Raw genomic sequence first — 22,017 nt, 5'->3', positions numbered from 1 at the left:
TTCGCCTTTCCGCCGACTACACTGAACACCCCATCGGAAGGGACTTTGATCGAAATGGAAACGGCCGGCCGATCGCAGGGGAAGTCGATCGAGGTGGTGCCGGTCGAAATCGTCACGAAGATCTTCCCGGCCCGCCCGTCCGCGGTTCCGCGAATCCGGGAATTCGTCCAGGGGTGCCTCGGGGACGCGCCGCTCGCCGACGCGGAGGACCGCGAGATCGGCAACACGATCCTCCGGGCCCTGCTGAGCGCCGCCGGTCCCTCCGGCGTGCTGGAGGTCTCCTGCCGGAAGTACCCCGGGCACGTCGAGTTCGACGTGCTCCCGTCCCGCGTCGAGCGGCCCGGCCCGGTGCCGCCGCGGCCGGAGCCCGCCGCCAGCTTCGCCGAGTGGCTGGCCGAGGCCCTGCGGAGCCGGGGGATCAGCAAGGAGACCGCCGCCGCGCAGCTGGAGGTGTCCCCCAAGACGCTGACCCGGTGGCTCGGCGGGGTCACCGAGCCCCGGCTGCGCGACCTGCGCCGGATCGAGGACCGCTTCGGCGACGTGCGGCTGCGGTGAGGGACAGACGTGTCCGCGCGGCCTACCCGCCGGCGGTCCGCTCCCCCATGGCCAGCTCGATCGTGCAGCCGGCGGCGTCGGAGCTGACGTCGAGCCACTCGCAGATCCGGTCGGTCATCCACAGGCCGGCGCCCGGGTCGCGCCGGAGCCCGTAGAACGCGGGGCCGTCGACCGGGCGCTCGCTGTGCAGCGTGCACACCACCCGCCCGGCCGCCGGCCGCACCCAGACGGCCGCCCGGTCGATGCCGTGCCCGAGCAGGTAGGCGATCGCCTCGCCGACCGCGACGCCGAACAGCGCAGCGGTGTCTTCGGACCGGAGCAGCGCGCCCGCGCGGTCGAGCACGTGCCGCCGGACGGCCACCAGGTCGCCCTCGAAGCGGAAGAGCTCGGCGGCGCCCGGCGGCGCGGCCACCCCGGCCGCGCCGGCCTCCTCGGGCGGCGTGAACTGCGCGGAGAGCCGGACCTGGCCGGCGACGATGCACTCGGGGTGGGTGCGCCGGGCTTCCTCGACGACACCGGCGTCGAGGGTCCTGGTGTCGTACGGGCAGATCATCCAGATGCGCGTGCCGGCCAGCGCCGCGTTGAACCCGGACTCGGTGCGGCGCCACACGGCCTCTTCGCGGGCGCCGCCGGTCCGGCTGGGCTCGGTGAGGACGCGGACCGCGCCGGTCCGCGCGGTGGACCGGTGCCGGTCCCAGTAGCGGTGCAGCGCGTTGGCCAGCTTCGCCGGCCGGCGGCCGATGTAGCCCGACTCCGCGAAGGCGATCCGGTCGGCGTCCGCGCCCATGACGGCGTGCAGCAGCTCCAGGTTGGCCGCGGTCGTGGTGACCAGCACCGGCTCGCCCCGGCGCATCCCGTCCTGCGCGAACGGGACGGCCATCGCGAGGAACTCGGCGTCGCTGCCGTAGAGGCACCCTTGGTGGCGGAAGCCGGCCTCCGGCGCACCTCCCGGCGTGGAGCCGGCGGCCGTGGTCGTCTTGTGCACGAATCCTCCTGAAGCCGTGTTCGATCGTTCGACGCGGTGATCGTGTTTTCCCCCGGAATTCCCGCAGACCGCAGGGAGCGTACTCAACAACGTCCGGTTCGGCTAATGCCCCCCGAATTGATTACACCCGTTCGGAGCATCTTCGCCCAAACCCGAAACGTCTTGCGCTGCAACAGGTTGACGGTCAGTTGTGTCTCGACGTCCAGTGTCGCGGACAGTACTGTCCGAGAATGGTCAGAAACCATTGCGCCGGTCAGGAAGAATTGTTTCACCGCTCGCGCGGCGGACCAGGCCCGCCCACGGCACCGATCCGGCCGGGACACGACTGGCGGGAACTCCGATGCCGTGGTGGTGGGCACGCTCGTCCCGGATCGTCCAGAGGGACAGCTCGCGCTCGTAGGCGCCGGCCTGGCGGAACTGCTCGGCGGCGAAGCGCAGCAGCCGGGTGACGACGGCGATTTCCCGGCCGGCCCGGACCGGGCGCGCTTCGACGTCCGGCGCACCGCCGGCCGCGACGATCTCGCGCATCACCGGCGCCGGTACGGCGACCCCTTCGAACGGCGCGGTGGCTGACCCGGCGGGCGATGGCGCCGTAGCGGCGCAGCTCCGCGACGCCCGGCGGTTCGGCGTCCCCGACGGCGATCCGCGCCACCAGGTCCGGCTGCCGGTCGTCGGCCGGCCGAGCGTGCGGACCGCCGGCTCGAGGTCGGCCACCGCGGCGCCGCACGAAGCGGCGCGGTCGCGACCGTCCGGGTCGTGGTGCGGCAGGACCGGTTCGGCGCGTTCGCGCACCACGAGTTCACCCGGTGCGACGGCCGGCGTCCAGGGCTGGGTGTTGTGCGCCGACGGCGCGAGCACCATCGACCGGGCCGGCACCTCGGCCTCGGCGGGCGTCCGGCCGGAAAGCTCCACAGTGGACATACGACTCATCCCGTTCCGGGTCGGAAGGGAACCGTGGCCGCCCACAGGCTGCGGCGGTGGCGCAGCAGGCGGGCCCGCAGCTCGCCGCGCTCGCTGCGCAGGTCCGGCGGCACGGGCTCGCCGGACGCGCCACCCGCCACCCGGATCGCCGCGACGAACGCGCGGACGCGGGCCGGGGCGGGCACGAGCTCGCCGCCGAGGTACGCGAGCACCAGGAGGTCTTCGCCGGAATTGGTTTCCATGGCGAAGGCCCAGCCGTGGCGCTCGTCCCAGAGCAGCGCCATGTCCCGGCCGGGGTGGCGGGACAGCCGCACGTCGAGGGCGACGTACGCCGAGGCGGGGTCGTCGAGGTCCACCGTGCAGGACTCCTCCCCCACCCCGACGGCGGCGCTCACCGCAGCCAGGTAGCCGGCCAGCCCGCCGCGCAGGCCGTGGTCACGGTCGATACCGGTCAGCAGGGAAATCACCTTCCGTCACTCCAGGACGTGCACCGGCCGCATCGGACCGCATCGCACCGGATCTCGACGGTACGTGCGCGGAACGCCCGCCGGATGGCGTCGTTCGGCCCCGGGATCGAGGACTTTCGTCACTTGGGTTCGGCGGGCCCGGAGCAGGTCCGGCAGTGCCGAGGCACCGCGCGCTCGCCGCCGACGTGGCCGCGGACGCCGACCCGTGGCGCGGAGCACCCCCCGGCCGAGTCGCTCGCGCGGGCGATCGCGGCGCTGCTGCCGGGTCACCCAAAGTCCCTCGGGCGAAGGCACTCCGGCCCTCCCTGGTCCGGGAACCGCGGTGCGAGGGTCGAAGCCGACGACATCTCCGATCCCGAGGAAGGCCGATGATGGAGCGAGGACTTCCGGACGACTTCACCGTCCGGACCGCGGTCGCCATGGCGGTCCGCGCGCCGTCGGTGCACAACACCCAGCCGTGGTACTGGCGCGTCGGGCACAGCTCGCTGCACCTCTACGCCGACCCGGACCGCCGGCTGCGGGAAACCGACCGCGACGGGCGCGACCTGGTGCTCAGCTGCGGCGCTGCCCTGCACCACCTGCGGGTCGGGTTCGCCGCGCTGGGCTGGGGCGCCGAAGTGCACCGGCTGCCGAACCCGGACGAGCCGGACCACCTGGCGGCCGTCACGCTGCACCGGCACGACCCGTCGCACGACGAGATCGCGATGGCGGCGGCGATCCCGCGCCGGCGCACCGACCGGCGCCGGCACAGCTCGTGGACCGTGCCGCGCGGGCACGTCGAGGCGATGGCCGAGGCCGCGGCGCTGGAAGGCACCGTGCTGCAGGTCGCCGGAAGCTCGGCGCGCTATTACCTGGCGACGGCGATCGAAGAGGCGTCCCGACGGCACGCCGCCGATCCCGCCTACCGCACCGAACTGGCCGCCTGGAGCGGCCGCCACATCTCGCCGGACGGCGTGCCCGCGCGCAACACCCCCGCGCCGGACGACACACCGGGCGCGCTGCGGACCCGCTCGTTCGCCGACCCGCTGCTGGCCCAGCCGCCCGACGCCAGGGCCGAGGACGACGAAACCGTGCTGCTGGTGCTGAGCACCGCCTCCGACGACCGGCTGTCGCGCCTGCGCGCCGGGGAGGCCACGAGCGCCGTGCTGCTGACGGCCAACGCGTTCGGCCTGTCGTCGTGCCCGCTCACCGAGCCGCTCGAGCTGCCCGACGTCCGCGAGACGGTGATCGAGCGCGTCACCGGCGGGTCGTTCCCGCAGATGGTGCTGCGCATCGGCTGGGCGCCCGCCAACGCCGACCCGCTGCCCGCGACGCCGCGCCGCGACCTCGCCGACGTCCTGCAGCCGCTCGAAGCTCCCCCGAAGCACTTCCAGGCCCGCTAGGAAAGGAGCCGGTCATGCCGTACTGGCACTACCCCGGAACCATGGGCTGGGCCGGCGGCCTCGGCATGCTCGTGCTGATGGTGCTGATCCTGGCCGCGGTCGTCAGCCTCGCCGTCGTCCTGGCCCGCCGGGGGCCGCAGCCCCCGAACCCGGCCGGCACCGCGCGGCGGATCCTCGGCGAACGGTTCGCCCGCGGCGACATCGACCAGGAGGAGTACCACCGGCGCCGCGACGCTCTCGACCGGACGAGCTGACCGTGCGACGGGGCGACCTGCCGCTGGGCCATCGCGCCGGTGTCCTCGAGTGCGCGCAGCACCGCGGTGCCGAGCCGGACCACCGCCACGGCCTTGCGGTGCGATCCCGCGCCACCGACCTTCGCGTGCGGCGTGGACTCGCCGTCGACCGGCTCCAGGAGGCTGAACAGGGCCTGGGGCGCTCCGGTACCCCTACCGCAGATTAATGGTCCACAGTGGACTTCTCGGGGTCGAGCGGCCCGCTCCGCCGCGCGGCGACGAACTCCGGCGTCCGCGTCCAGAGGACCGAGGCGACCATGAGGTTTTCCGGCCGGTCCAGGTGCAGCCACAGGCTGTCCTGCGCGGGCATCCGGCGGTGCGGTCCGACGAGTTTTCGCGTGTTCGGCACGCAACCACTGTCCGGCCGGACGCCCGCAAAGGGCCGGAAGTCCTCCGCGCGCACCTGGTCCCGGGGAGCTTGTGCCCCGCGGGTCAGCTGGTTCTCACCACGCGGCCCGAAGGATCTCCACGTGGTCCTCCGCAACCGGCGCCCAAGGGCCTCCGCGCCGGTGACCTTCGGCCCCAGAAACCGCCGGGGCAAGGGAAGAAACTGACCGCAGCACCGAAAGAACGGAGGTTTCCCCATGTCCATCCGACCGGATGAGAAGAAGACCACCCCGGTTCACCGGGCCACCGAACCGGCGCCGGCCCCCGATTTCGCCGCCGGCCCCACCACCGCCGGGAAGTCCCTGGCCGTCCTGCGGGTCGCCACGGGGTTCATCTTCCTGTGGGCCTTCTCGGACAAGCTGTTCGGCTTCGGCTACGCGACCCCGCCGAAGGGCGCCTGGCTGAGCGGCGGCTCGCCGACCAAGGGCTTCTTGAGCGGCGTCCACGTCGGCCCGTTCGAGTCGATGTTCCACTCCTGGGCCGGCACCTGGTGGGCCGACACGCTGTTCATGCTCGGTCTGGGCGCCATCGGCATCGCCGTCATCGCCGGTGTCGGGCTGCGCCTGAGCGCGATCGCGGGCTCGCTGATGATGCTCATGATGTGGACCGCCGAATGGCCGTTCGCCCTGAGCACCAGCACCGGCGAGGCGACGCACTCGACCAACCCGGTCGTCGACTACCACATCGTCTACGCGCTGATCCTCATCGCGCTGGCCGCCGGGTCGGCCGGGAACACGTGGGGCCTCGGCCACCGCTGGGCCGCCCTGGTGGGCGACCGCAAGTGGCTGCGCTGAAAGCGATCCGTTCCCTGGGCGCCCGCCGACCGGCGGGCGCCCGTTTTCCGTTCGAAGGAAGAAGGAAGGAGGAAGGCACTCGGGTACGACGGCCCCGGCCCCGACCTGCACATCCGGCCCCCTGCACCTCGAGGAGCTGTGGATCAAGAACGTCACGATCACGACGGGGCACTGTTCCGCAGCTGAGCTGACAAGGGAGCCACCGTCCGCTGTGGACGGTGGCTCTTGTGCCGTGCCGGTTCAGTTGTGGTGCGGCTGTGCGGGCTCAGCACTCCGACCGGATCATGCTCGTCCGCTCGGCCGTGCCGTCGAGCTCGTCATCAGGTCGCCTGCGAGACGACGCCGAGCACGAGCCCGTCCTCGTGTCCGGGCCGACGGTGGCGACGTCGGCCGTCATGACCGAGCCCAGCTCGCGGCGGCCGCGCATCCCGATCTCCTTCACAGCAGGGGGCCCGGGTAGTAGCCCGCCTCCACCGGCGCCGCTTCCGTCTCGGGCTCCGGAACGGTCCGCGCCGGGATGACGACGACCGGGCAGCTCGCCTCGCGCAGGCAGTGCCCGGCGACCGAACCGACCAGCAGCTTCAGCAACCGGCCGCGGCCGTGGCTGCCGAGCACGAGCATCGCCGCGGTCTTCGACGCCTCTTCCAGCGCCACCGTGGCCGAGTGCTCGACCAGCTCGGCCCGGATGGCGACTCCCGAGTGCTCGGCGCGCACCTCGCCGACGATGTCGTCGAGCTGCTGCCGCTCCCGGTCCGCGACCGCCTGCGGCGTCCCGGCGACCGCCGCGCCGAGGTCGTAGACCGGTTCGAACGTCCACGCCCGCAGCGCGACGACCTGACGGCCGCTTCCCGCGGCTTCGGCCGCCGCCCAATGCAGGGCGGCCACGCTGACCGCCGAATGGTCGACACCGACGACGATGTCGCCCTGGTTTGCCGTGGTCATTTCGGTTTCACCTTCTCCTCGTTCTCAAGAATGGGTCCTGCGGTCCTGGTCGGCGAACCACTCCTGCTGCCACCGGGCGTACCGGACGCGGTCGAGCGCGAACACGGTCAGCCGGTAGCCGGCCGCCAGCAGCACCAGCGCGGCGACCCACAGGCCGAGCCCGACGCCGACGGCGTCGATGACCACGCCGGCGCCGCTGAGCGGCGGGTCCACCACGGTGCCGTTCCGGTCCACCCAGACGGTCTGCGTGTCGCCCGTGAGCGTGCCCTGGTCGGCGACGACCTTTCCGACGCGGCGGGTTCCGTCCGGGAGCGTCCAGGTCGCGTCGGTGGGTTCGCCGCTGCCGGCGACCCCGGCCCGCGTGTTCGCGGTGAGGGCCGGCCCGTCGGCGAGCAGGGTCGCGGTCACCCGCGTGCGCTCCCCCAGCTGCTGCGCGGACTGGCCTTGTCGCCGCACGTAGGTTTCCGAGCCGAAGCCGGCGGCGACCGGCAGCGCGGCGAGGGCGAGCAACACCACGAACACCCCGGCACCGGCCTGGACGCGGTCGGAGACGCGCGCCACCGAGCCGCGGCGCGGGAAGATCGTGCGCCACATCCGCGCGAGCGGGTTCGACGACGTGCTCATGGTTCCTGTCCTTCCGGCGCCAGAGTCCTTTCGCGTCCAGCATCGCCGGTTTCCCGTCGCGTCCGAAGAGGCCTTGGACCCCGGCCCGGAGACCGTCGGCAGGAGCGCCGGGGACTTAGGACCCTGTGCCGGCCGGAGCGCGCCGGGGATGGTCGGACCATGCGCGCACGCGACATCATGACGACCCCGACGTTCGCCCTGTCCCCGACCGCGACGCTCGACGAGGCCGCGGCGACGATGACCGGCCACGGCTTCACGACGATGCCGGTGGTCGACGCCGACGGGCGGCTCCTCGGTCTGTTGTCCGAAGTGGACATCCTCCGGGCCCCCGAACCGGCCGGCGACCCGGAAACCGGCGTGATGCTCGACGGCCGCGCCCGCACGGCGGCGTCGGTCATGCGCACGACCGGGCTGGCCGTCCCGGCGGACACCGACGTGCGCGAGCTGGCGCGGCGGATGACCGAGGCCGGGGTGCGCTCGGCGCCGGTCGTCGAGGGCAGGCGGGTGATCGGCATGATCACCTTCCAGGACGTGCTGCGCGCGCGGCACGCGTGAGCCTGGCCCGCCGGCAGCAGGATCCGGTCGCACCCCGGTGGGCGGGCGGACTCGCGTCGACGAGCCGGATCTCGGAAAGGTCGCGTACGTAGGTCATCGGGGTCCTTCCGGGAACAGCTCGCCGAGCGGAAGCCGCGGTGAGCCAGGTGCGCTGCAAGGGCCGCGCCGGCCGCGAGGTGGTCGGCCCTCGTGTCGCGTCGGTGCAGACGAGCAGCAGGTTCTCCGCGGCGACCGGTCGGCGAGCACGGCGACCGGCGGGGCTTCGGGGCTGAGCGCGTCCTCCGCGACGCCGTCGCCGAGCGCGTTCCAGCCGTGGGTGTGGGCGGTCCACACCTCGAGTTCTCGTTGGTAGCCGCGGTCTTCGCGGAGCACGCGCGCGGCGAAGCCGAGGAGCTCGGCCAGCTTGTCCTGGTGCCCCGAGACGACGACCTGCACGCCGGTCGTCCCACCCGCGGAAACGCGGCTGTGGAAGAACCGGTGACTGCGCCGGCAGCCGATCGCCTGGTACAGCGCGTAAGCGCGGGCGGAGGTCGCGCGCGGGCGGCCAGTTCGAGGAGGTCCACCTCGGTACCGCGCACGAGCAGCTGCCAGTCCTCCTCGCGCGGAGGCCGGACGCTCCGCCACCGGTCATGGTCACCGCGGGCGTCCCGCGCGCACCGGAGCACAAAGTCCCTCGGTCCGGCGGAATTCGGCCCCTACCGGCTCGGTGGCCCGGGTCGCACGATCGGGGCAACACCTGAGAGAAAGAAGGACGCCATGGCCATCGGACGCGTGCTCGTCGTCGGAACGGACGGTTCCCCTCGCGGCGACGCGGCACTGCGCTGGGCTCTCGAGATCGGCGCGCACGCCGGCGACACGGTCCGCGCGATCCTGGTCCGCCCTCGCGACTCCCTGCTGCCGGGCACCTCGTTCACCATCCAGCCGCACGGCCGGGTGCCGGAGGTGGGTTTTTCGCTGGACTCCCACGTCCGCGACCTGGGCATCGAAACGGCGGCGACGGTCGAGACGCGTACGGTCCACGGAGACCCGGCAACGGAACTGGTGACGGCCTCGGCCGACGCGGACCTGCTGGTGCTCGGCACCCACCGCGGCGGCGCGATGACGGATCTGGTGCTGGGCAGCGTGGGGCGGGAGTGCGTGCGGTTTTCGCGGTGCCCGGTCGTGGTCATCACACCGGAAGCGGCGCACCGGTTGACACCTGCGTGAAATGTCGGGAGCGATCGCCGGGATTCCTCAAGCCGCGGGAGTCCGGCGTTCACTCGCGAGATCCGGCGGCCGCTCCGGCCGCCATTTTGCAACAGAACCCGCGCTCAGTGGCGCCGGGTGACCCACCGGAACAGCTCGTCCGCGCCTCAGACCACAACCGGCATCGGCAGGTGGCCAGCAGGCCGTCGACGTCGATCACCGTGACCCGGTTCTCCAGGCCCGGTGGCACTTCCGCGCGGACGTCCGGGTCCGGGGAGACCAGCGCGACGGGCACGTGGTCGCGGACCGCGCAGACGACGCCGAACTCCCGGGCGGTCCACTCGGGCTCCCGGCCGCGGACGTCGACGACCAGGTCGGGCTGGGCGAACGGCTCGTCGAGCGGGCAGTGCCCGCCCACCGCGAGCGCGCGGCACAGCCCGGCGCGGCTGTGGCAGCGGCTGACCAGGCAGCCGGCGTCCCGCAGGGGCTGGAGGAGGAAGTCGGCGGCACCGAAGGATGCTTCGGTCAGCAGGACGTGCATGAGGTCACCTCACGGACTCTCGGGCGAGCGCCTCTTCGGCGCCGCGGGCCAGTTCCAGGTCTTCGCGGGCCAGCACGATCAGGCCGGGCACCGCCGAGCCGGCCCGGGTGATGACCCGGTCGACGTCGGTGTGCGGCACCTTCCCGGCCCGCAGGCCGAGCACCCCCAGCCCGTCGGCGACGGACGTGATCAGCTCCGGCTGGTGCTCGGCGACGCCGCCGGTGAACACCACGGCGTCCAGCCGGGACAGGCTCGTCGCCGCCGCGCCGATCTCCCGCCGGAGCCGGTGCCGGTAGACGTCGAGGGCGACCGCCGCGTCCGCCTCGCCGCGCGCGGCCGCGGCGAGCACGCGCCGCAGGTCGCCGTTGGTACCGGTCATCCCGGCCAGCCCCGAGCGGTGGAACAGCGCGTCGGCCATCTCGGCCGCGGTCATCGGCGCGGTCTGCATGACGTGCAGCAGCAGGCCCGGGTCGACCGAGCCCGACCGCGTCGCCATCATCGCGCCCTCGAGCGGGGTGAAACCCATGCTGGTGTCCACGCCACGACCGTCGCGGATCGCGGTCACCGACACCCCGGCGCCGACGTGGGCGCACACGATCTGCAGGTTCCCCGGTGCCCGGCCCAGCAGCTCGCCGGTGCGGCGCAGCGCGTACTGGCACGACAGGCCGTGGAAACCGTAGCGGCGCAAGCGGTTCTGCGCGGTCCACGACCGCGGCAGCGGGTACCGGGCCGCGGCTTCGGGCATCCTCGCGTGGAAAGCCGTGTCGAAGCAGGCGACCAGCGGGACGTCCGGCAGCAGGCGGCGGACCTCGCGCGCGACCTGCAGCGACAGCGGCTGGTGGTTCGGCGCCAGCGACGTCAGCCGGTCCAGGTTCGCGAGCAGGGCGTCGTCGATCCGGGCCGGGGCCTTCTGCGAGCCGCCGTGGACGAACCGGACGGCGACGGCGTCCACATCGGACCACCGGCCGATCGCCTGGGCGACCGCGCCGGGCGCGCTCAGGTCCCACGCGGCCCAGCCGACGCCCGTGCCGGCGTCGACCAGCGACGCCTTCATGCTCGACGAGCCCGGGTTCAAGGTCAGCACACGCACGGTCGCTCCTTCAGTCTCGCAGGCGGCGCAGGAACGGGTCGGCGGCCGCGGGCCGCTCCAGCCGGGCGCGGACGTCGAGCGCCAGGCAACCGTCGGAACGCGCGCACCGGGTTGAGGTCCAGTTCGGCCAGCTCCGGCACCAGCTCGGCCAGCCGGCTGACCTCCAGCAGCAGCTCCCGCACCGCCGCGCGGTCCAGTCCGGACGCCCAGAGCGCCTTCGACGACCGCAACCCGTCCAGGAGCAGGTCGGCGTCGGCGGTGGTCAGCGGCGCCGGCCGGGCGGGGCGGTCGGCGATCAGGTCGGTGTCGACGCCGCCGAGGCCGAACACGACCAGCGGCCCGAACACCGGGTCCGACCGCACGCCGACCAGCAGCTCGCGGCCGGGTTCGGCCATCGGCTGCACCGTCACGCCCCGGAGGGCCGAGCCGAAGCGGGACCGCAGGGTGCGGAACGCTTCGAGGATCCGGTCGGGGCCGTGCACGTTCAGCAGGACTCCCCCGCCGGCGGTTTTGTGCAGCAGGCCGTCGGCGTCGGCCTTCAGCACGACCGGCGAGCCTAGGTCGGCGGCCGCGGCGGCCATCGAGTCGCCCGCTTCGACGTAGCGGGTCTCCACCATCGGGAGCTCGGCCAGGCGCAGCAGTTCGACGGCGTCCGCGGGCGGGAGCCAGCCTTCGCGCTCGGCGGCGAACGCCCGCAGGGACGCTGCGCACGCCGAGGATCGCGTGGGCGTGCGGGTTCACCACCTCGACCGCGCCCCGGTAGCCGGAGGTGACCAGGTTGGCCAGCACCGCGTGGCCCACCGAACCCGGGCGCCGCCCGGCGCCGATCACGGCGCTCGAGGACGGCCGGAACAGGTGCGCCAGGCTGGCCGCGTCGGCGACCGAGTCGCGCTTCAGCACGGCGTCGAGGTACGCGGGGTCTTCGTCGAGGTTCATGACGACGTCGCGTTCGGGACCGCCGATGCCGGCCTCGAAGCTGAGCCCGAGGTCCTTGAAGACGCGGATCACCTTGGCGTTCTCGGCGAGCACCTCGGCCTGGAAGCGGCGCAGGAGCGTCGCGACGCCGAGCAGTTCACCGCGCCGGTAGCAGCCCACGGCGTAGTGGCCGGGGCCCGGCTCGGCGGCGATCTCCGCCGCCGGTTCGGCCATCCCCGACGGCGTGCCGAAGAAGCGGAAGTAGGTGTCCTGCTGGGTCAGCCGGGTGTGCAGGGCGAGCACCTCGGCGGTGTCGGCCGGGTGCAGCGGGCGCACGAGCACCACGTCGCCGCCGGCGAGCAGGGCGCGGGTCATCGCTTCTCCTTGCGCACGAAGGTGGGCGCGGCCGGCCAAGGGGCCGCGCCCACCGCGGAAGGCCACTTCGTGACCGGGATCGCCGGACAAGGAGACCGCGGAAGGAGGGTTCGGCGACGCGGCCGGATTACCCGAACCGCGAGGACTTTCGTCACCAGGCGAGGGCTGTCCCCGGCTCGGCGATCGTGGGAACCGCTCAGCCGACCGGCGCCGACCACTCCAGCCGCACGCCGCCCGCCGGTCCGCTGCCGACGGTGAACGAGCCACCTGCGGCTTCGGCCCGCTCGCGCAGGTTGCCCAGCCCGCTCGGCGAGATGCCGTCCGCCAGCCCCTTGCCGTCGTCGGCCACGACGACCCGGATCGCTCCGTCCTTCACCGCGACGGACACCGAGATCGTCGACGCGTCCGCGTGCCGCACCGCGTTGCTCACCGCCTCGCGGACCACCGCCTCGACCTGCTCGGCCAGCTGTGTCGGCACGGTGTCGATCGGGCCGGCCATGCTGACCGTCGGCTGGAGTGGGGCGTCGTCGGTCAGCTCGGCGATCGCGTCGTGCAGCCGGTGCCGCAGCCGGACCCCGGTCTCGCCGGCCGCGCCGCCGTGCAGGTCGAAGATCGCCGTGCGGATCTCCTGGACGATCTCGTGCATCTGCTCGATGCTGTCGCCGAGACGCTTCTGCAGCTCCGGCGACTTCGTGCGCCGCTGCGTGCTCTGCATCGACAACCCGACCGCGAACAGCCGCTGGATCACGTGGTCGTGCAGGTCGCGGGCGATCCGGTCGCGGTCACCCAGCACGTCCAGCTCCCGCGCCGCGCGCTGCTGCGCCGCCAGCTGCAACGCCAGCGCCGCCTGGTCGGCGAACGAGGCCACCACCGACAGCTGGGCCGCTTCGAACGAGCCCGCCCCGGCTTCCCGGGCCGCGATGAGCACCCCCGTCGTCCGGTCGCCCGCCCGCAGCGGGACCACCATCGCCGGCCCGAACCGGTGTTCCCGCAGGCTCAGCTCCGGAACGCTGCGGGGCGTCCGGTCGCGGTACACCGCGCCCGGGACGCTGCCCTCGAGGTCGATGTGCGTGCCCGACAGCTCCGCCGCCCGCGCGCCCGCGCAGACCGTGACGGTCAGGTCGTCGACGTCGTCGCCCCAGTCCTCGTCGACGTCCAGGCGCCCGGAGTTGGGCAGCGCGAGCATCGTGACGTCCGAGCCGGTCAGCTCCAGCGCGCGGCCGGCGATGAGGTTCAGCGCCTCGGCCGGGTCGGTGCCGCCCAGCAGCTCCGTCGTCACCTCACTGGTCGCGGCGAGCCACTGCTGCCGGATGCGCGCCTGTTCGTAGAGGTGGGCGTTCTCGATCGCGATCCCGGCCGCCGCGGCCAGGGCCTGGACGACGACCTCGTCGTCGTCGGTGAACGGCTCCCCGTTCTTCTTCTCGGTCAGGTAAAGCCGCCCGAACACCTCGTCGCGGACGCGCACCGGCACGCCGAGGAACGTGTGCATCGGCGGGTGGTGCGCCGGGAAGCCGACCGAGGCCGGGTGCGCGGAGATCTCCGCCAGGCGCAGGGGTTTCGCCTCTTCGATGACGACGCCGAGCACGCCGTGGCCCTCGGGCAGGTCGCCGATCCGCCGCCGGGCCTCGTCGTCGATGCCGAGGTAGACGAACTCCGAGAGGCTGCCGTCTTCGGCGAGGACGCCGAGCGCGCCGTACTCGGCCTCGCCGAGTTCGATCGCCGCCTGCACGATCCGCCGCAGCGTCGTGTCCAGCTCGAGCCCGGACGCGACGGCCAGGACGGCGTCGAGCAGTCCGTCCATCTTGTCCCGGGTGCCGATCAAGAGCTCGATCCGGTCCTGCAGGTCCCGCAGCAGCTCGCGCAACCGCAGCCCGGACAGCGTTCCGGCCATCCGCCGCGGTTCCTGCCCCGCTCCGCTCACCACGACCTCCGCACCATCGGTGACTTTGTCCCCTTCCGCGGCACAGCGGCACGCGAGACCGTCACGGGAAGCTTTCCGGAACGACAGTGTGCCGCTCGACGGTACCAAGGGGAATCCATGACACCACCGATCACGCCGATCGGACTGCTGGACTCCGATCAGGTGAAGTCCGTGATCAGTGCGGCGGTGCTCGCGCCGTCGACGCACAACACGCAGCCCTGGCGGTTCCGCTGCACGCCCGCGGGGCTGGAGCTGCACGCCGATCCGGACCGCGCCCTGCCGGTCGCCGACGCCGACCAGCGCGAACTGCTCGTGTCCTGTGGGGCCGCGCTGTTCAACCTGCGCACCGCGATCCAGGCACTCGGTGCGCACCCGGCCACGACGCTGCTGCCCCGCCGCGACGATCCGACGTTGCTGGCCGTGGTCCGCCCGTTCGCGGCCCGCCGCCCGGATCCGCGAGTGGTCGAGCTGGCCGACGCGATCCCCCGGCGCCACACCAACCGCACGCCGTTCGAAACGGCCGTGGTTCCCACCACCGTGCTCGCCGATCTGCGCCACGCCGCCGAGGTCGAGCAGGCGTGGCTGCCCCGGCTGGACGCGAACCAGCTGGAAGGACTGCGGGAACTGGTGTACAAAGCCCACCACGCGCAGATCGGCAACCCGGCCTTCGTCGCGGAGTGGCAGCACTGGACGGCGCGAACCCCGGACAGCCGCGACGGCGTCCCCGAATACGCGGCCGGCGCGATGCCGTCGGACGACGGCGGCTGGGTGCTGCGCGACTTCGGTTCGCGGCCGCGCGGCCGGACCGACCACTCCGAGCCGCTGGTCGTGGTGATCGGCTCGTTCGACGACAGCCGCCTCGACCGGCTCCGCTCGGGCCAGGCGATGCAACGGGTGCTGCTGACGGCGACCGCCGCCGGGTTCGACGCCTCGTTCATCTCGCAGCCGGTGGAGGTCCCGGAGTTCCGGACGGGGCTGCGTCAGCTGCTGGGTGGTGGGTTGTGGCCGCAGATCGTGCTGCGGCTGGGCAAGGGGGCGCCGGTCCCGTGGACTCCGCGGCGCTCACTGGACGACGTCCTGCTGGCACCCGCCTAGCGGGCACCGCCGTCGGGCGCGAGACGGATCACTGGCCCTGGTTGCGCAACTCGGTGGCCAGCACGGCGGCCTGCGTCCGGCGTTCCATCCCCAGCTTCGTCAGCAACCGCGAGACGTAGTTCTTCACCGTCTTCTCGGCCAGGAACATCCGTTCCGAAATCTGCCGGTTGGTCAGCCCTTCACCGATCAGCTCCAGCAGCTTCCGCTCCTGATCCGAAAGATCGGCCAACGGCCCCTTCTTCGCCTGGCTGTCGCGCAGCTTCGCCATCAACGCCGCCGCCGCGTGGGCGTCCAGCAACGACTTGCCCGCCCCGACCTCGTGCACCGCCGACACCAGGTCCATCCCCTTGATGTCCTTGATCACGAACCCGCTCGCCCCGGCCATCACCGCGTCCAGCATCGCCTGCTCGTCCGTGAACGAGGTCAGCATCAGGCACTTCAGCTCCGGCAGCTTCGACCGCAGCTCCCGCGCCAGCTCGATGCCGTTGCCGTCGGGCAGCCGTACGTCCAGCACCGCCACGTCCGGGTTCAACGCCGGGATCCGCGCCAGCGCCTGCGACACGCTGCCGGCCTGGCCGACCACCGTCAGGTTCTCGTCCTCGTCCAGCAGGTCGGCGACGCCACGGCGGACGACCTCGTGGTCGTCGACCAGGAACACACGGAGCACGGGAACCTCCCACGGACGGGTTGGACAGGCTCAGCGTACGACCGCAAGACCTCCGGCGGCAGGGACCCGGGACCGTCCGGGAAGTGACCAAGGACCCTAAGCCCGGACGGCCCTCGCACCGGATGCTCGCCGGGTGGACACCGACCGAGCAGGAGAACTCCGATGACCGCCCTGGACCTCGCCCGATGGCAGTTCGGGATCACCACCGTCTACCACTTCCTCTTCGTCCCGCTGACCATCGGGCTGTCCTTCCTGGTCGCCGGGATGCAGACCGCGTGGGTGCGGACCGGGAACGACAAGTACCGCCGGATGACGAAGTTCTGGGGAAAGCTGTTCCTCATCAACTTCGCCCTCGGCGTGGCGACCGGCATCGTGCAGGAGTTCCAGTTCGGGATGAACTGGTCGGACTACAGCACGTTCGTCGGCGACATCTTCGGCGCGCCGCTGGCCATCGAAGGCCTGCTCGCGTTCTTCCTCGAGTCCACGTTCCTCGGCCTGTGGATCTTCGGCTGGGACAAGCTGCCGAAGAACCTGCACCTGGCCACCATCTGGCTCGCCTCGATCGGCACCCTGCTCTCGGCGTACTTCATCCTCGCCGCCAACTCCTGGATGCAGCACCCCGTCGGCTACGCGGTCAACCCCGCCACCGGCCGCGCGGAGCTGAAGGACTTCGGCGCCGTGCTCACCAACTCGACCGCCGTGGGCGCCTTCGCGCACACCATCACCGCGTGCTTCCTCACCGCGGGCATGTTCGTCGTCGGGATCAGCGCCTGGCAGCTCCGGCGGGGCAACGCGGCGGACGTCTACCGGCCGTCCATGAAGCTCGCCCTGGTCACCGTGCTGATCGCGAGCCTCGGCGTCATCGTCACCGGTGACCTGCAGGCGCGCCTGATGACCCAGCAGCAGCCGATGAAGATGGCCGCCGCCGAAGCGCTCTACGACACCGTCGCGCCCGCGTCCTTCTCGCTGTTCACCATCGGCTCGCTCGACGGCTCGCAGGAGAAGTTCAGCATCCGCGTCCCCGGCGTCCTGTCCTTCATGGCCACCGGGAAGTTCGACGGCCAGGTCGAGGGCATCAACGACCTGCAGGCCGCCGAGCAACAGCAGTACGGGCCCGGCGAGTACCGCCCGGGCATCCCGGTCGCCTACTGGACGTTCCGCCTGATGATCGGCTTCGGCTTCCTCTGCCTGCTGATCTCCCTGGTCGGCCTCTGGCTGTTCCGCCGCGGCCGCACCCCGCGCGCCCGCTGGTTCTTCCCCGCCGCCACCCTCGCGATCGCGCTGCCGTTCCTGGCCAACAGCGTCGGCTGGATCTTCACCGAAATGGGCCGCCAGCCGTGGTCGGTGTTCGGGGTGCTGAAGACCGCCGACTCGGTCTCGCCCACCGTCGGCACGGGCAGCGTGCTGACCTCGCTGATCGTGTTCACCGTCCTCTACGGCGTCCTCGCGGTCGTCGACGGCGTCCTGATGGTCCGCTACGCCAAGGCTGGTCCGCCACCGCCCGAGACGGCCGAACCCCAATCCGACGAGCCGCGCCCCGCGGCCTTCGCCTACTGACGCCGGAGCACCGCCATGGCCCTCACCGACATCTGGTTCCTGCTCATCGCGGTCCTCTGGACCGGCTACTTCGTCCTCGAAGGCTTCGACTTCGGCGTCGGCACGCTGCTGCGCGTCCTCGGCCACGACGACACCGACCGCCGGGTGCTGATCAACACGATCGGCCCGGTCTGGGACGGCAACGAGGTCTGGCTGCTCGTCGCCGGCGGCGCCACCTTCGCCGCGTTCCCGCTCTGGTACTCGAGCCTGTTCTCCGGCTTCTATCTGGCGCTGCTGCTCGTGCTCGTCGCCCTGATCCTGCGCGGGGTCGCGTTCGAGTTCCGAGGCAAGATCGACAGCCCGCATTGGCGGAACACCTGGGACTGGATCATCGTCTTCGGCTCCGCCGCCCCGGCCCTGCTGTGGGGCGTCGCGTTCGGCAACATCGTCCACGGCGTCCCGCTCGACGCCCAGCACCACTTCACCGGCACATTCTTCACCTTGCTCAACCCCTACGCCCTGCTCGGCGGCCTGGCCACCCTCAGCCTCTTCACCTTCCACGGCGCGGTCTTCCTCACCCTCAAGACCACCGGGGAAATCCGCGGCCGGGCCCGGACACTGGCCCGCGCGCTCGGCGGCGCCGCGATCGTGTTCGGCGGGGTGTTCCTGGCCTACACGGCGATCGAGCACGGCGGCTGGTCCTGGCTGACGTCGCTGGTCGCGGCGCTGCTGCTGGCCGCGGGCGTGCTGTTCGCCGCGGGTGACCGCGACGGACTCGCGTTCGCGAGCACCGCCGGCGCGATCATCGCCGTCACCTTCACGCTGTTCTGGTCGCTCTACCCGAACGTGCTGCCGTCGACGACCGACGCCGCGTTCAGCCTGACCACGACGAACGCGTCCTCGACGCCGTACACGCTGCAGATCATGACCTGGGTGGCGGTCGCGTTCACCCCGATCGTGCTGGCCTACCAGGCCTGGACGTACTGGGTGTTCCGCAAGCGGATCGGCCGCGCCTCGATCCCCGCCGGCGGCGGCCTGCCCGCGGGCCGCCGGTGAAGCCCCTCGACCCGCGGCTGCTGCGCCACGCGAGCGCGGTCCGGCCGTTCGTCCTGGCCTGCGCCGCCCTGGGCGTGCTCACCGCGATGCTGGTGCTCGCCCAAGCGGAGCTGCTGGCCAAGACGATCACCTGGGCGTTCCTCGACGGCTTCGCGGTCCGGGACCTGCTGGTGCCGCTGGCGATGCTCCTGCTGGTCGTGCTCGCCCGGGCCGGCCTCACGTGGCTGGCGGAGACGACCGCCCACCGCGCCGCCGCCCAGGCCCTCTCGCAGCTGCGGGAGACGATCGTCGCGGCGGCGCTGCGGATCGGGCCGCGCCGGGCGGAGCGCTCCCCGGCGGAGGTCGCGGCCTTGGCCACGCATGGGGTCGACCGCCTGGAGGGATATTTCTCGCGGTACCTGCCGCAGCTGCTGATCGCGGCGGTGGTGCCGCTGGTCGTGGGCGCGCGGATCCTGCTCGCCGACTGGGTCGCCGCGGTCGTGGTCGGCCTGACCGTGCCGCTCATCCCCGTCTTCATGATCCTCATCGGCCTCTGCACCCAGCGCGATGTCCGACGTCAGTGGAAGACGCTTTCCCTGCTGGGCGACCACTTCCTCGACCTCGTCGGCGGACTGGCCGAGCTGACGGCGTTCGGCCGCGCGCGGGCGCAGATCCGGTCGCTGCGCGAGATCACCGGCCGGTACCGCACGCACACCATGCGGACCCTGCGCGTCGCGTTCCTGTCCGCGCTCGCACTGGAACTGCTGGCGACGCTGTCGGTCGCCCTCGTCGCGGTGTCGATCGGCCTGCGGCTGCTGGCCGGCGAACTCGACCTGCAGACGGCGCTCGTCGTGCTGATCCTCGCGCCGGAGGTCTACCTGCCACTGCGCGCGGTCGGCGCCCGGTTCCACGACAGCGCCGAAGGCCTCGCCGCCGCCGAGGAGATCATCGCGCTCGCCGAAACGCCGTCCGGCGACGACGGCACCGGCGTGGTGCCCGACCTGACGCGCACCGCACTGCGCTGCGAAGACGTCACGGTCGAGGGCCGGTCCGGACCGGTCCTCGACGGCTTCAGCCTGCGCTTGCCACCGGGTGAGGTCGTCGGGGTGACCGGGCCGAGCGGGGCGGGCAAGTCGACGCTGCTCGACCTCCTGCTCGGCTGGCGCCGGCCCGGCTCCGGCCGGATCGTGGTCGGCGACGTCGACCTGGCCGGCGTCGGGCGGGCCACCTGGCACCGGCACCTGGCCTGGGTACCGCAGCAGCCGCACCTGGTCGCCGGGACGGTGGCCGAGAACATCCGGCTGGGCTCCCCCGACGCCACCGACGACGCCGTCCTCGCCGCCGCGGACACCGCCGCCCTCGACGTCCCGCTGTCCGCTGTGGTCGGCGAGCTGGGCGCCGGGCTGTCGACCGGGCAGCGCCGCCGCGTCGCCTTGGCCCGCGCGGTGCTGCTCGACCGGCCGCTGATCCTGCTCGACGAACCGACCGAGGGCGTCGACGCGGAGACCGAGGCCGCGATCCTGGAGCGGTTGCCGAAGGTGCTCGCCGGCCGGACCGCCGTCATCGTCAGCCACCACCCGGCGGTGCTGGCGCAGTGCGACCGCGTCGTCTCCCTCGGCGGCGAGGTGCCGGTTTCGATCGCTCCGCCGGCACCAGCCTCCAGTCCTTCCGCAGGGGCCGCGGCGCCGGCTGTCGCGGGATCGTCCACTGTGGACTTGACCGGTTCGGAGTGGCGGCCGCTGCTCGACGCGATCCGGCCCCACCGGCTGCGGCTGGCGCTGGCGTGCCTCGCCGCGACCGCCGCGCTGGGCTGCGGGGTGGCGCTGACGGCGACGTCGTCGTGGCTGATCGCGAGCGCGGCGCTGCACCCGCCGGTGCTGAGCCTGATGGTGGCGATCGTCGCGGTGCGGACGTTCGGCCTGGCGAAGGGCGTCTTCCGCTACCTCGAACGGCTGTTGTCGCACGACGTCGCGCTGCGGGCGCTGGCGGACCTCCGGGTGCGGGTGTGGACGCAGCTGGTCCGGATCGGCCCGGCCGGCACCGCGCGTCTGCGCCGAGGCGACCTGCTGCACCGGCTGGTGTCCGATGTGGACAGCCAGCAGGACGTCCTGGTCCGCGGCCTGGTCCCGGGTGTGTCGACGTTCCTGGTGTTGTCGGCGACCGCGGTCGCCCTCGGCGTGATCCTGCCGGGCGCCGGCCTCGTGGCGGCTGCGGGCTTGGCGGTCGCGGGGATACTGGCCCCGGTCGTCGCGGCGGTGGCGGCCCGCCGCGCCCAGCGGGAGACGGCGCGGCTGCGCGCGGACCTCACGGCGGGCACGGTGGAACTGCTGCAGGCATCGGCCGACCTGATCGTCCACGACGCGGCACCCCGCCGGCACGCCCGGCTGCGGGAACTCGACTTCGCGGTGACGTCGCTGCAGCGCCGATCCGCGGCGTGGCGCGGCCTGGGCGGCGGACTCGCGACTCTCGGCGTCGGGCTGACGTCCGTCGCGTGCCTGGCCCTCGGCATCCTGGCGTTGCGCGCGGGGACGATCCCCGGCCCCGCGCTGGCCGTGCTGGCTCTGCTCCCGCCGGCGACGGCCGAACTGGTGGCCGGCCTGCCGGAAGCGGCACAGCGGCTGCTCGGGGCCGCCGGCTCGGCACGTCGTCTCGCCGAGCTGGACGCGCTTCCCGCGCCGCACACCGTCTCCCCCGCTTCCGCCCCCGCCGCTGCCGAACTGGCGGCCGAAGGGCTGTCGGTCCGCTGGCCGCAGGCCCCGGCCGACGCGGTCGAGGACGTGGACCTGACGATCGGCCACGGACGCCGCCTCGCGCTGACGGGCCGCTCGGGGGCGGGCAAGAGCACAGTGCTCGCGGCGCTGATGCGCTACCTGGACCCGTCGGCGGGCCGGGTCCTGCTCGACGACACGGACACCCTGGTTTACGACGGCGATTCGGTGCGGGAGCAGATCGCCTGGTGCGGGCCGGAGACGCACCTGTTCGACAGTTCGCTGAGGGAAAACCTCCGCCTGGCGCGGCCATCGGCGTGCGACTCCGACCTGCGGGAGGCGTTGGGGCTGGCTCAGCTGGGGCCGTGGCTTTCCGGACTGCCCGAGGGCCTCGGCACGGCGTTGGGCGCGCACGGGACCCCGGTTTCGGGTGGCGAACGCCAGCGGATCGGCGTGGCCAGGGCGTTGCTGTCGGACCGCCCGATCCTGCTGCTGGACGAGCCGACGGCCCACTTGGACGCACCCACGGCGGCAGCCTTGGCGGCTGACGTCCTGAGCGCGACCGAAGGCCGGTCGGCGCTGGTGGTCACGCACCGACCGGCGGACTTCGCGACGCTGCCCACGGTCGACGTCACACGGACGGCGTGCCTGCCTCCTGCCTGACCTCGGCCGTCTCGGTGGGCAGGCCGGCCGCGACCCAGTCCTCGATGCCCTCGCGGTACTTGCGGACGTCGGCGTAGCCGAGCGCGGTGAGCCGGTCGGCGACCTGCCCGCTGTTCGGGCACGCGGGGTTGGAGCAGTAGGTGACGATCGCGGCTCCGCGGTCCGGGAGCAGCGCGGCCGCCCGCGCATCGACGTCGCCCGGGGTCAGGGCGACGGCACCGGGCAGGTGCTGCTGGGCGTAGTACTCGCCGCCCAGCGCGTCGACGACCGTGACGGCGCCGGTCGCCACCGCCTTCTCGAGTTCGTCGCGGGTGATGAGTGCGGTCATGGCGCTACCTCCAGGTAATCGGACTATAGTCCGGATGTGCCTCTCGAAAGTAG

24 protein-coding genes and 1 pseudogene are annotated in these 22,017 nt (G+C 72.9%); 10 read left to right on the top strand and 15 right to left on the bottom strand.

The features are described from left to right. Positions 1-54 precede the first annotated feature (54 nt). On the top strand, positions 55-555 hold the full coding sequence (locus ACERZO_RS03265; RefSeq protein WP_372661402.1) for a helix-turn-helix domain-containing protein: 501 nt from the start codon (positions 55-57) through the stop codon (positions 553-555). 22 nt (positions 556-577) lie between these two features. Here ACERZO_RS03265 and ACERZO_RS03260 read toward each other — a convergent pair whose 3' ends face one another. The 3 genes from ACERZO_RS03260 to ACERZO_RS03250 form a co-directional block, all read right to left on the bottom strand. Beyond that, on the bottom strand, positions 578-1,540 hold the full coding sequence (locus ACERZO_RS03260) for an anti-sigma factor RsbA family regulatory protein (RefSeq protein WP_372661399.1): 963 nt from the start codon (positions 1,538-1,540) through the stop codon (positions 578-580). 234 nt (positions 1,541-1,774) lie between these two features. After that, complete coding sequence (locus ACERZO_RS03255; RefSeq protein WP_372661396.1) at positions 1,775-2,461, bottom strand: hypothetical protein; 687 nt, start codon at positions 2,459-2,461, stop codon at positions 1,775-1,777. 5 nt (positions 2,462-2,466) lie between these two features. Beyond that, positions 2,467-2,928 (bottom strand): DUF6292 family protein, encoded by a 462-nt coding sequence (locus ACERZO_RS03250; protein WP_372661393.1) that lies wholly within the window; start codon positions 2,926-2,928, stop codon positions 2,467-2,469. A gap of 371 nt (positions 2,929-3,299) precedes the next feature. On the opposite strand from ACERZO_RS03250, the gene ACERZO_RS03245 reads away from it, so the two are divergent. Then, the gene (locus ACERZO_RS03245; protein WP_372662914.1) at positions 3,300-4,310 is read left to right on the top strand and encodes an Acg family FMN-binding oxidoreductase; all 1,011 of its coding nucleotides are present in this window, start codon (positions 3,300-3,302) and stop codon (positions 4,308-4,310) included. 14 nt (positions 4,311-4,324) lie between these two features. After that, positions 4,325-4,564 carry an SHOCT domain-containing protein gene (locus tag ACERZO_RS03240; RefSeq protein ID WP_372661390.1) on the top strand — a complete coding sequence of 80 codons (240 nt, stop codon included), beginning with the start codon at positions 4,325-4,327 and terminating at the stop codon, positions 4,562-4,564. 202 nt (positions 4,565-4,766) lie between these two features. Here the strand turns inward: ACERZO_RS03240 and ACERZO_RS03235 are convergent, their stop codons facing one another. Continuing rightward, the gene (locus ACERZO_RS03235; RefSeq protein WP_372661387.1) at positions 4,767-4,952 is read right to left on the bottom strand and encodes a hypothetical protein; all 186 of its coding nucleotides are present in this window, start codon (positions 4,950-4,952) and stop codon (positions 4,767-4,769) included. A 235-nt stretch (positions 4,953-5,187) separates the two neighbouring features. On the opposite strand from ACERZO_RS03235, the gene ACERZO_RS03230 reads away from it, so the two are divergent. Next, a complete protein-coding gene (locus tag ACERZO_RS03230) occupies positions 5,188-5,784 on the top strand; it encodes a hypothetical protein (RefSeq protein WP_372661384.1) in 597 nt (198 codons plus the stop codon). Between the two features lie 265 nt (positions 5,785-6,049). Here ACERZO_RS03230 and ACERZO_RS03225 read toward each other — a convergent pair whose 3' ends face one another. The 3 genes from ACERZO_RS03225 to ACERZO_RS03215 are packed head-to-tail and all read right to left on the bottom strand — an operon-like array spanning position 6,050 to position 7,350. Then, on the bottom strand, positions 6,050-6,211 hold the full coding sequence (locus ACERZO_RS03225; RefSeq protein WP_372661382.1) for a hypothetical protein: 162 nt from the start codon (positions 6,209-6,211) through the stop codon (positions 6,050-6,052). Between the two features lie 11 nt (positions 6,212-6,222). Beyond that, positions 6,223-6,726 carry a universal stress protein gene (locus ACERZO_RS03220; protein WP_372661379.1) on the bottom strand — a complete coding sequence of 168 codons (504 nt, stop codon included), beginning with the start codon at positions 6,724-6,726 and terminating at the stop codon, positions 6,223-6,225. Positions 6,727-6,750: 24 nt separating this feature from the next. Then, on the bottom strand, positions 6,751-7,350 hold the full coding sequence (locus ACERZO_RS03215) for an Rv1733c family protein (RefSeq protein ID WP_372661376.1): 600 nt from the start codon (positions 7,348-7,350) through the stop codon (positions 6,751-6,753). A 159-nt stretch (positions 7,351-7,509) separates the two neighbouring features. Here ACERZO_RS03215 and ACERZO_RS03210 point away from each other — a divergent pair, with 159 nt between their 5' ends. After that, complete coding sequence (locus ACERZO_RS03210) at positions 7,510-7,905, top strand: CBS domain-containing protein (RefSeq protein ID WP_372661373.1); 396 nt, start codon at positions 7,510-7,512, stop codon at positions 7,903-7,905. A 93-nt stretch (positions 7,906-7,998) separates the two neighbouring features. On the opposite strand, the gene ACERZO_RS03205 is transcribed toward ACERZO_RS03210, so the two are convergent. Then, the gene (locus ACERZO_RS03205; protein WP_372661370.1) at positions 7,999-8,340 is read right to left on the bottom strand and encodes a hypothetical protein; all 342 of its coding nucleotides are present in this window, start codon (positions 8,338-8,340) and stop codon (positions 7,999-8,001) included. Between the two features lie 321 nt (positions 8,341-8,661). Between ACERZO_RS03205 and ACERZO_RS03200 the strand changes: the two genes are divergently transcribed. Beyond that, positions 8,662-9,111 (top strand): universal stress protein, encoded by a 450-nt coding sequence (locus tag ACERZO_RS03200; protein ID WP_372661367.1) that lies wholly within the window; start codon positions 8,662-8,664, stop codon positions 9,109-9,111. A 49-nt stretch (positions 9,112-9,160) separates the two neighbouring features. Here the strand turns inward: ACERZO_RS03200 and ACERZO_RS03195 are convergent, their stop codons facing one another. From ACERZO_RS03195 to ACERZO_RS03175, 5 genes and pseudogenes are all read right to left on the bottom strand, one after another. Further along, positions 9,161-9,631 (bottom strand): hypothetical protein, encoded by a 471-nt coding sequence (locus ACERZO_RS03195; protein WP_372661364.1) that lies wholly within the window; start codon positions 9,629-9,631, stop codon positions 9,161-9,163. Positions 9,632-9,635: 4 nt separating this feature from the next. Next, positions 9,636-10,721: an acetate/propionate family kinase gene (locus tag ACERZO_RS03190; RefSeq protein ID WP_372662911.1), complete on the bottom strand. Its 1,086-nt coding sequence runs from the start codon at positions 10,719-10,721 to the stop codon at positions 9,636-9,638. Further along, positions 10,709-11,353 (bottom strand): acetate--CoA ligase family protein, encoded by a 645-nt coding sequence (locus ACERZO_RS03185; RefSeq protein ID WP_372662909.1) that lies wholly within the window; start codon positions 11,351-11,353, stop codon positions 10,709-10,711. Before ACERZO_RS03185 ends, ACERZO_RS03190 begins: the two co-directional genes overlap by 13 nt. A 124-nt stretch (positions 11,354-11,477) precedes the next feature. Then, a pseudogene (locus ACERZO_RS03180) lies at positions 11,478-11,657 on the bottom strand (hypothetical protein); the annotation flags it as partial. 550 nt (positions 11,658-12,207) lie between these two features. Continuing rightward, positions 12,208-13,902: a GAF domain-containing sensor histidine kinase gene (locus ACERZO_RS03175; protein ID WP_372662906.1), complete on the bottom strand. Its 1,695-nt coding sequence runs from the start codon at positions 13,900-13,902 to the stop codon at positions 12,208-12,210. 147 nt (positions 13,903-14,049) lie between these two features. Between ACERZO_RS03175 and ACERZO_RS03170 the strand changes: the two genes are divergently transcribed. Next, positions 14,050-15,027, top strand: coding sequence for an Acg family FMN-binding oxidoreductase (locus tag ACERZO_RS03170; RefSeq protein WP_372661361.1), 978 nt, complete (start codon positions 14,050-14,052; stop codon positions 15,025-15,027). A 28-nt stretch (positions 15,028-15,055) separates the two neighbouring features. Here the strand turns inward: ACERZO_RS03170 and ACERZO_RS03165 are convergent, their stop codons facing one another. Continuing rightward, positions 15,056-15,694 carry a response regulator transcription factor gene (locus ACERZO_RS03165; RefSeq protein ID WP_372661358.1) on the bottom strand — a complete coding sequence of 213 codons (639 nt, stop codon included), beginning with the start codon at positions 15,692-15,694 and terminating at the stop codon, positions 15,056-15,058. Positions 15,695-15,856: 162 nt separating this feature from the next. Here ACERZO_RS03165 and ACERZO_RS03160 point away from each other — a divergent pair, with 162 nt between their 5' ends. The 3 genes from ACERZO_RS03160 to cydD are packed head-to-tail and all read left to right on the top strand — an operon-like array spanning position 15,857 to position 21,636. Then, positions 15,857-17,251 (top strand): cytochrome ubiquinol oxidase subunit I, encoded by a 1,395-nt coding sequence (locus ACERZO_RS03160; RefSeq protein WP_372661355.1) that lies wholly within the window; start codon positions 15,857-15,859, stop codon positions 17,249-17,251. Positions 17,252-17,266: 15 nt separating this feature from the next. Continuing rightward, a complete protein-coding gene (gene cydB / locus ACERZO_RS03155; RefSeq protein ID WP_372661352.1) occupies positions 17,267-18,286 on the top strand; it encodes a cytochrome d ubiquinol oxidase subunit II in 1,020 nt (339 codons plus the stop codon). Further along, positions 18,283-21,636 (top strand): thiol reductant ABC exporter subunit CydD, encoded by a 3,354-nt coding sequence (cydD, locus tag ACERZO_RS03150; RefSeq protein ID WP_372661349.1) that lies wholly within the window; start codon positions 18,283-18,285, stop codon positions 21,634-21,636. The genes cydB and cydD overlap by 4 nt, the downstream gene beginning before the upstream one ends. Here the strand turns inward: cydD and ACERZO_RS03145 are convergent. Beyond that, complete coding sequence (locus ACERZO_RS03145) at positions 21,605-21,964, bottom strand: rhodanese-like domain-containing protein (protein WP_372661346.1); 360 nt, start codon at positions 21,962-21,964, stop codon at positions 21,605-21,607. The two genes, cydD and ACERZO_RS03145, sit on opposite strands and share 32 nt — an antisense overlap. Positions 21,965-22,017 lie beyond the last annotated feature (53 nt).

This window comes from Amycolatopsis kentuckyensis, assembly GCF_041679295.1.
Classification (GTDB): Bacteria; Actinomycetota; Actinomycetes; order Mycobacteriales; family Pseudonocardiaceae; genus Amycolatopsis; species Amycolatopsis kentuckyensis_A.
This window is presented reverse-complemented; position numbering and strand designations above follow the sequence as displayed.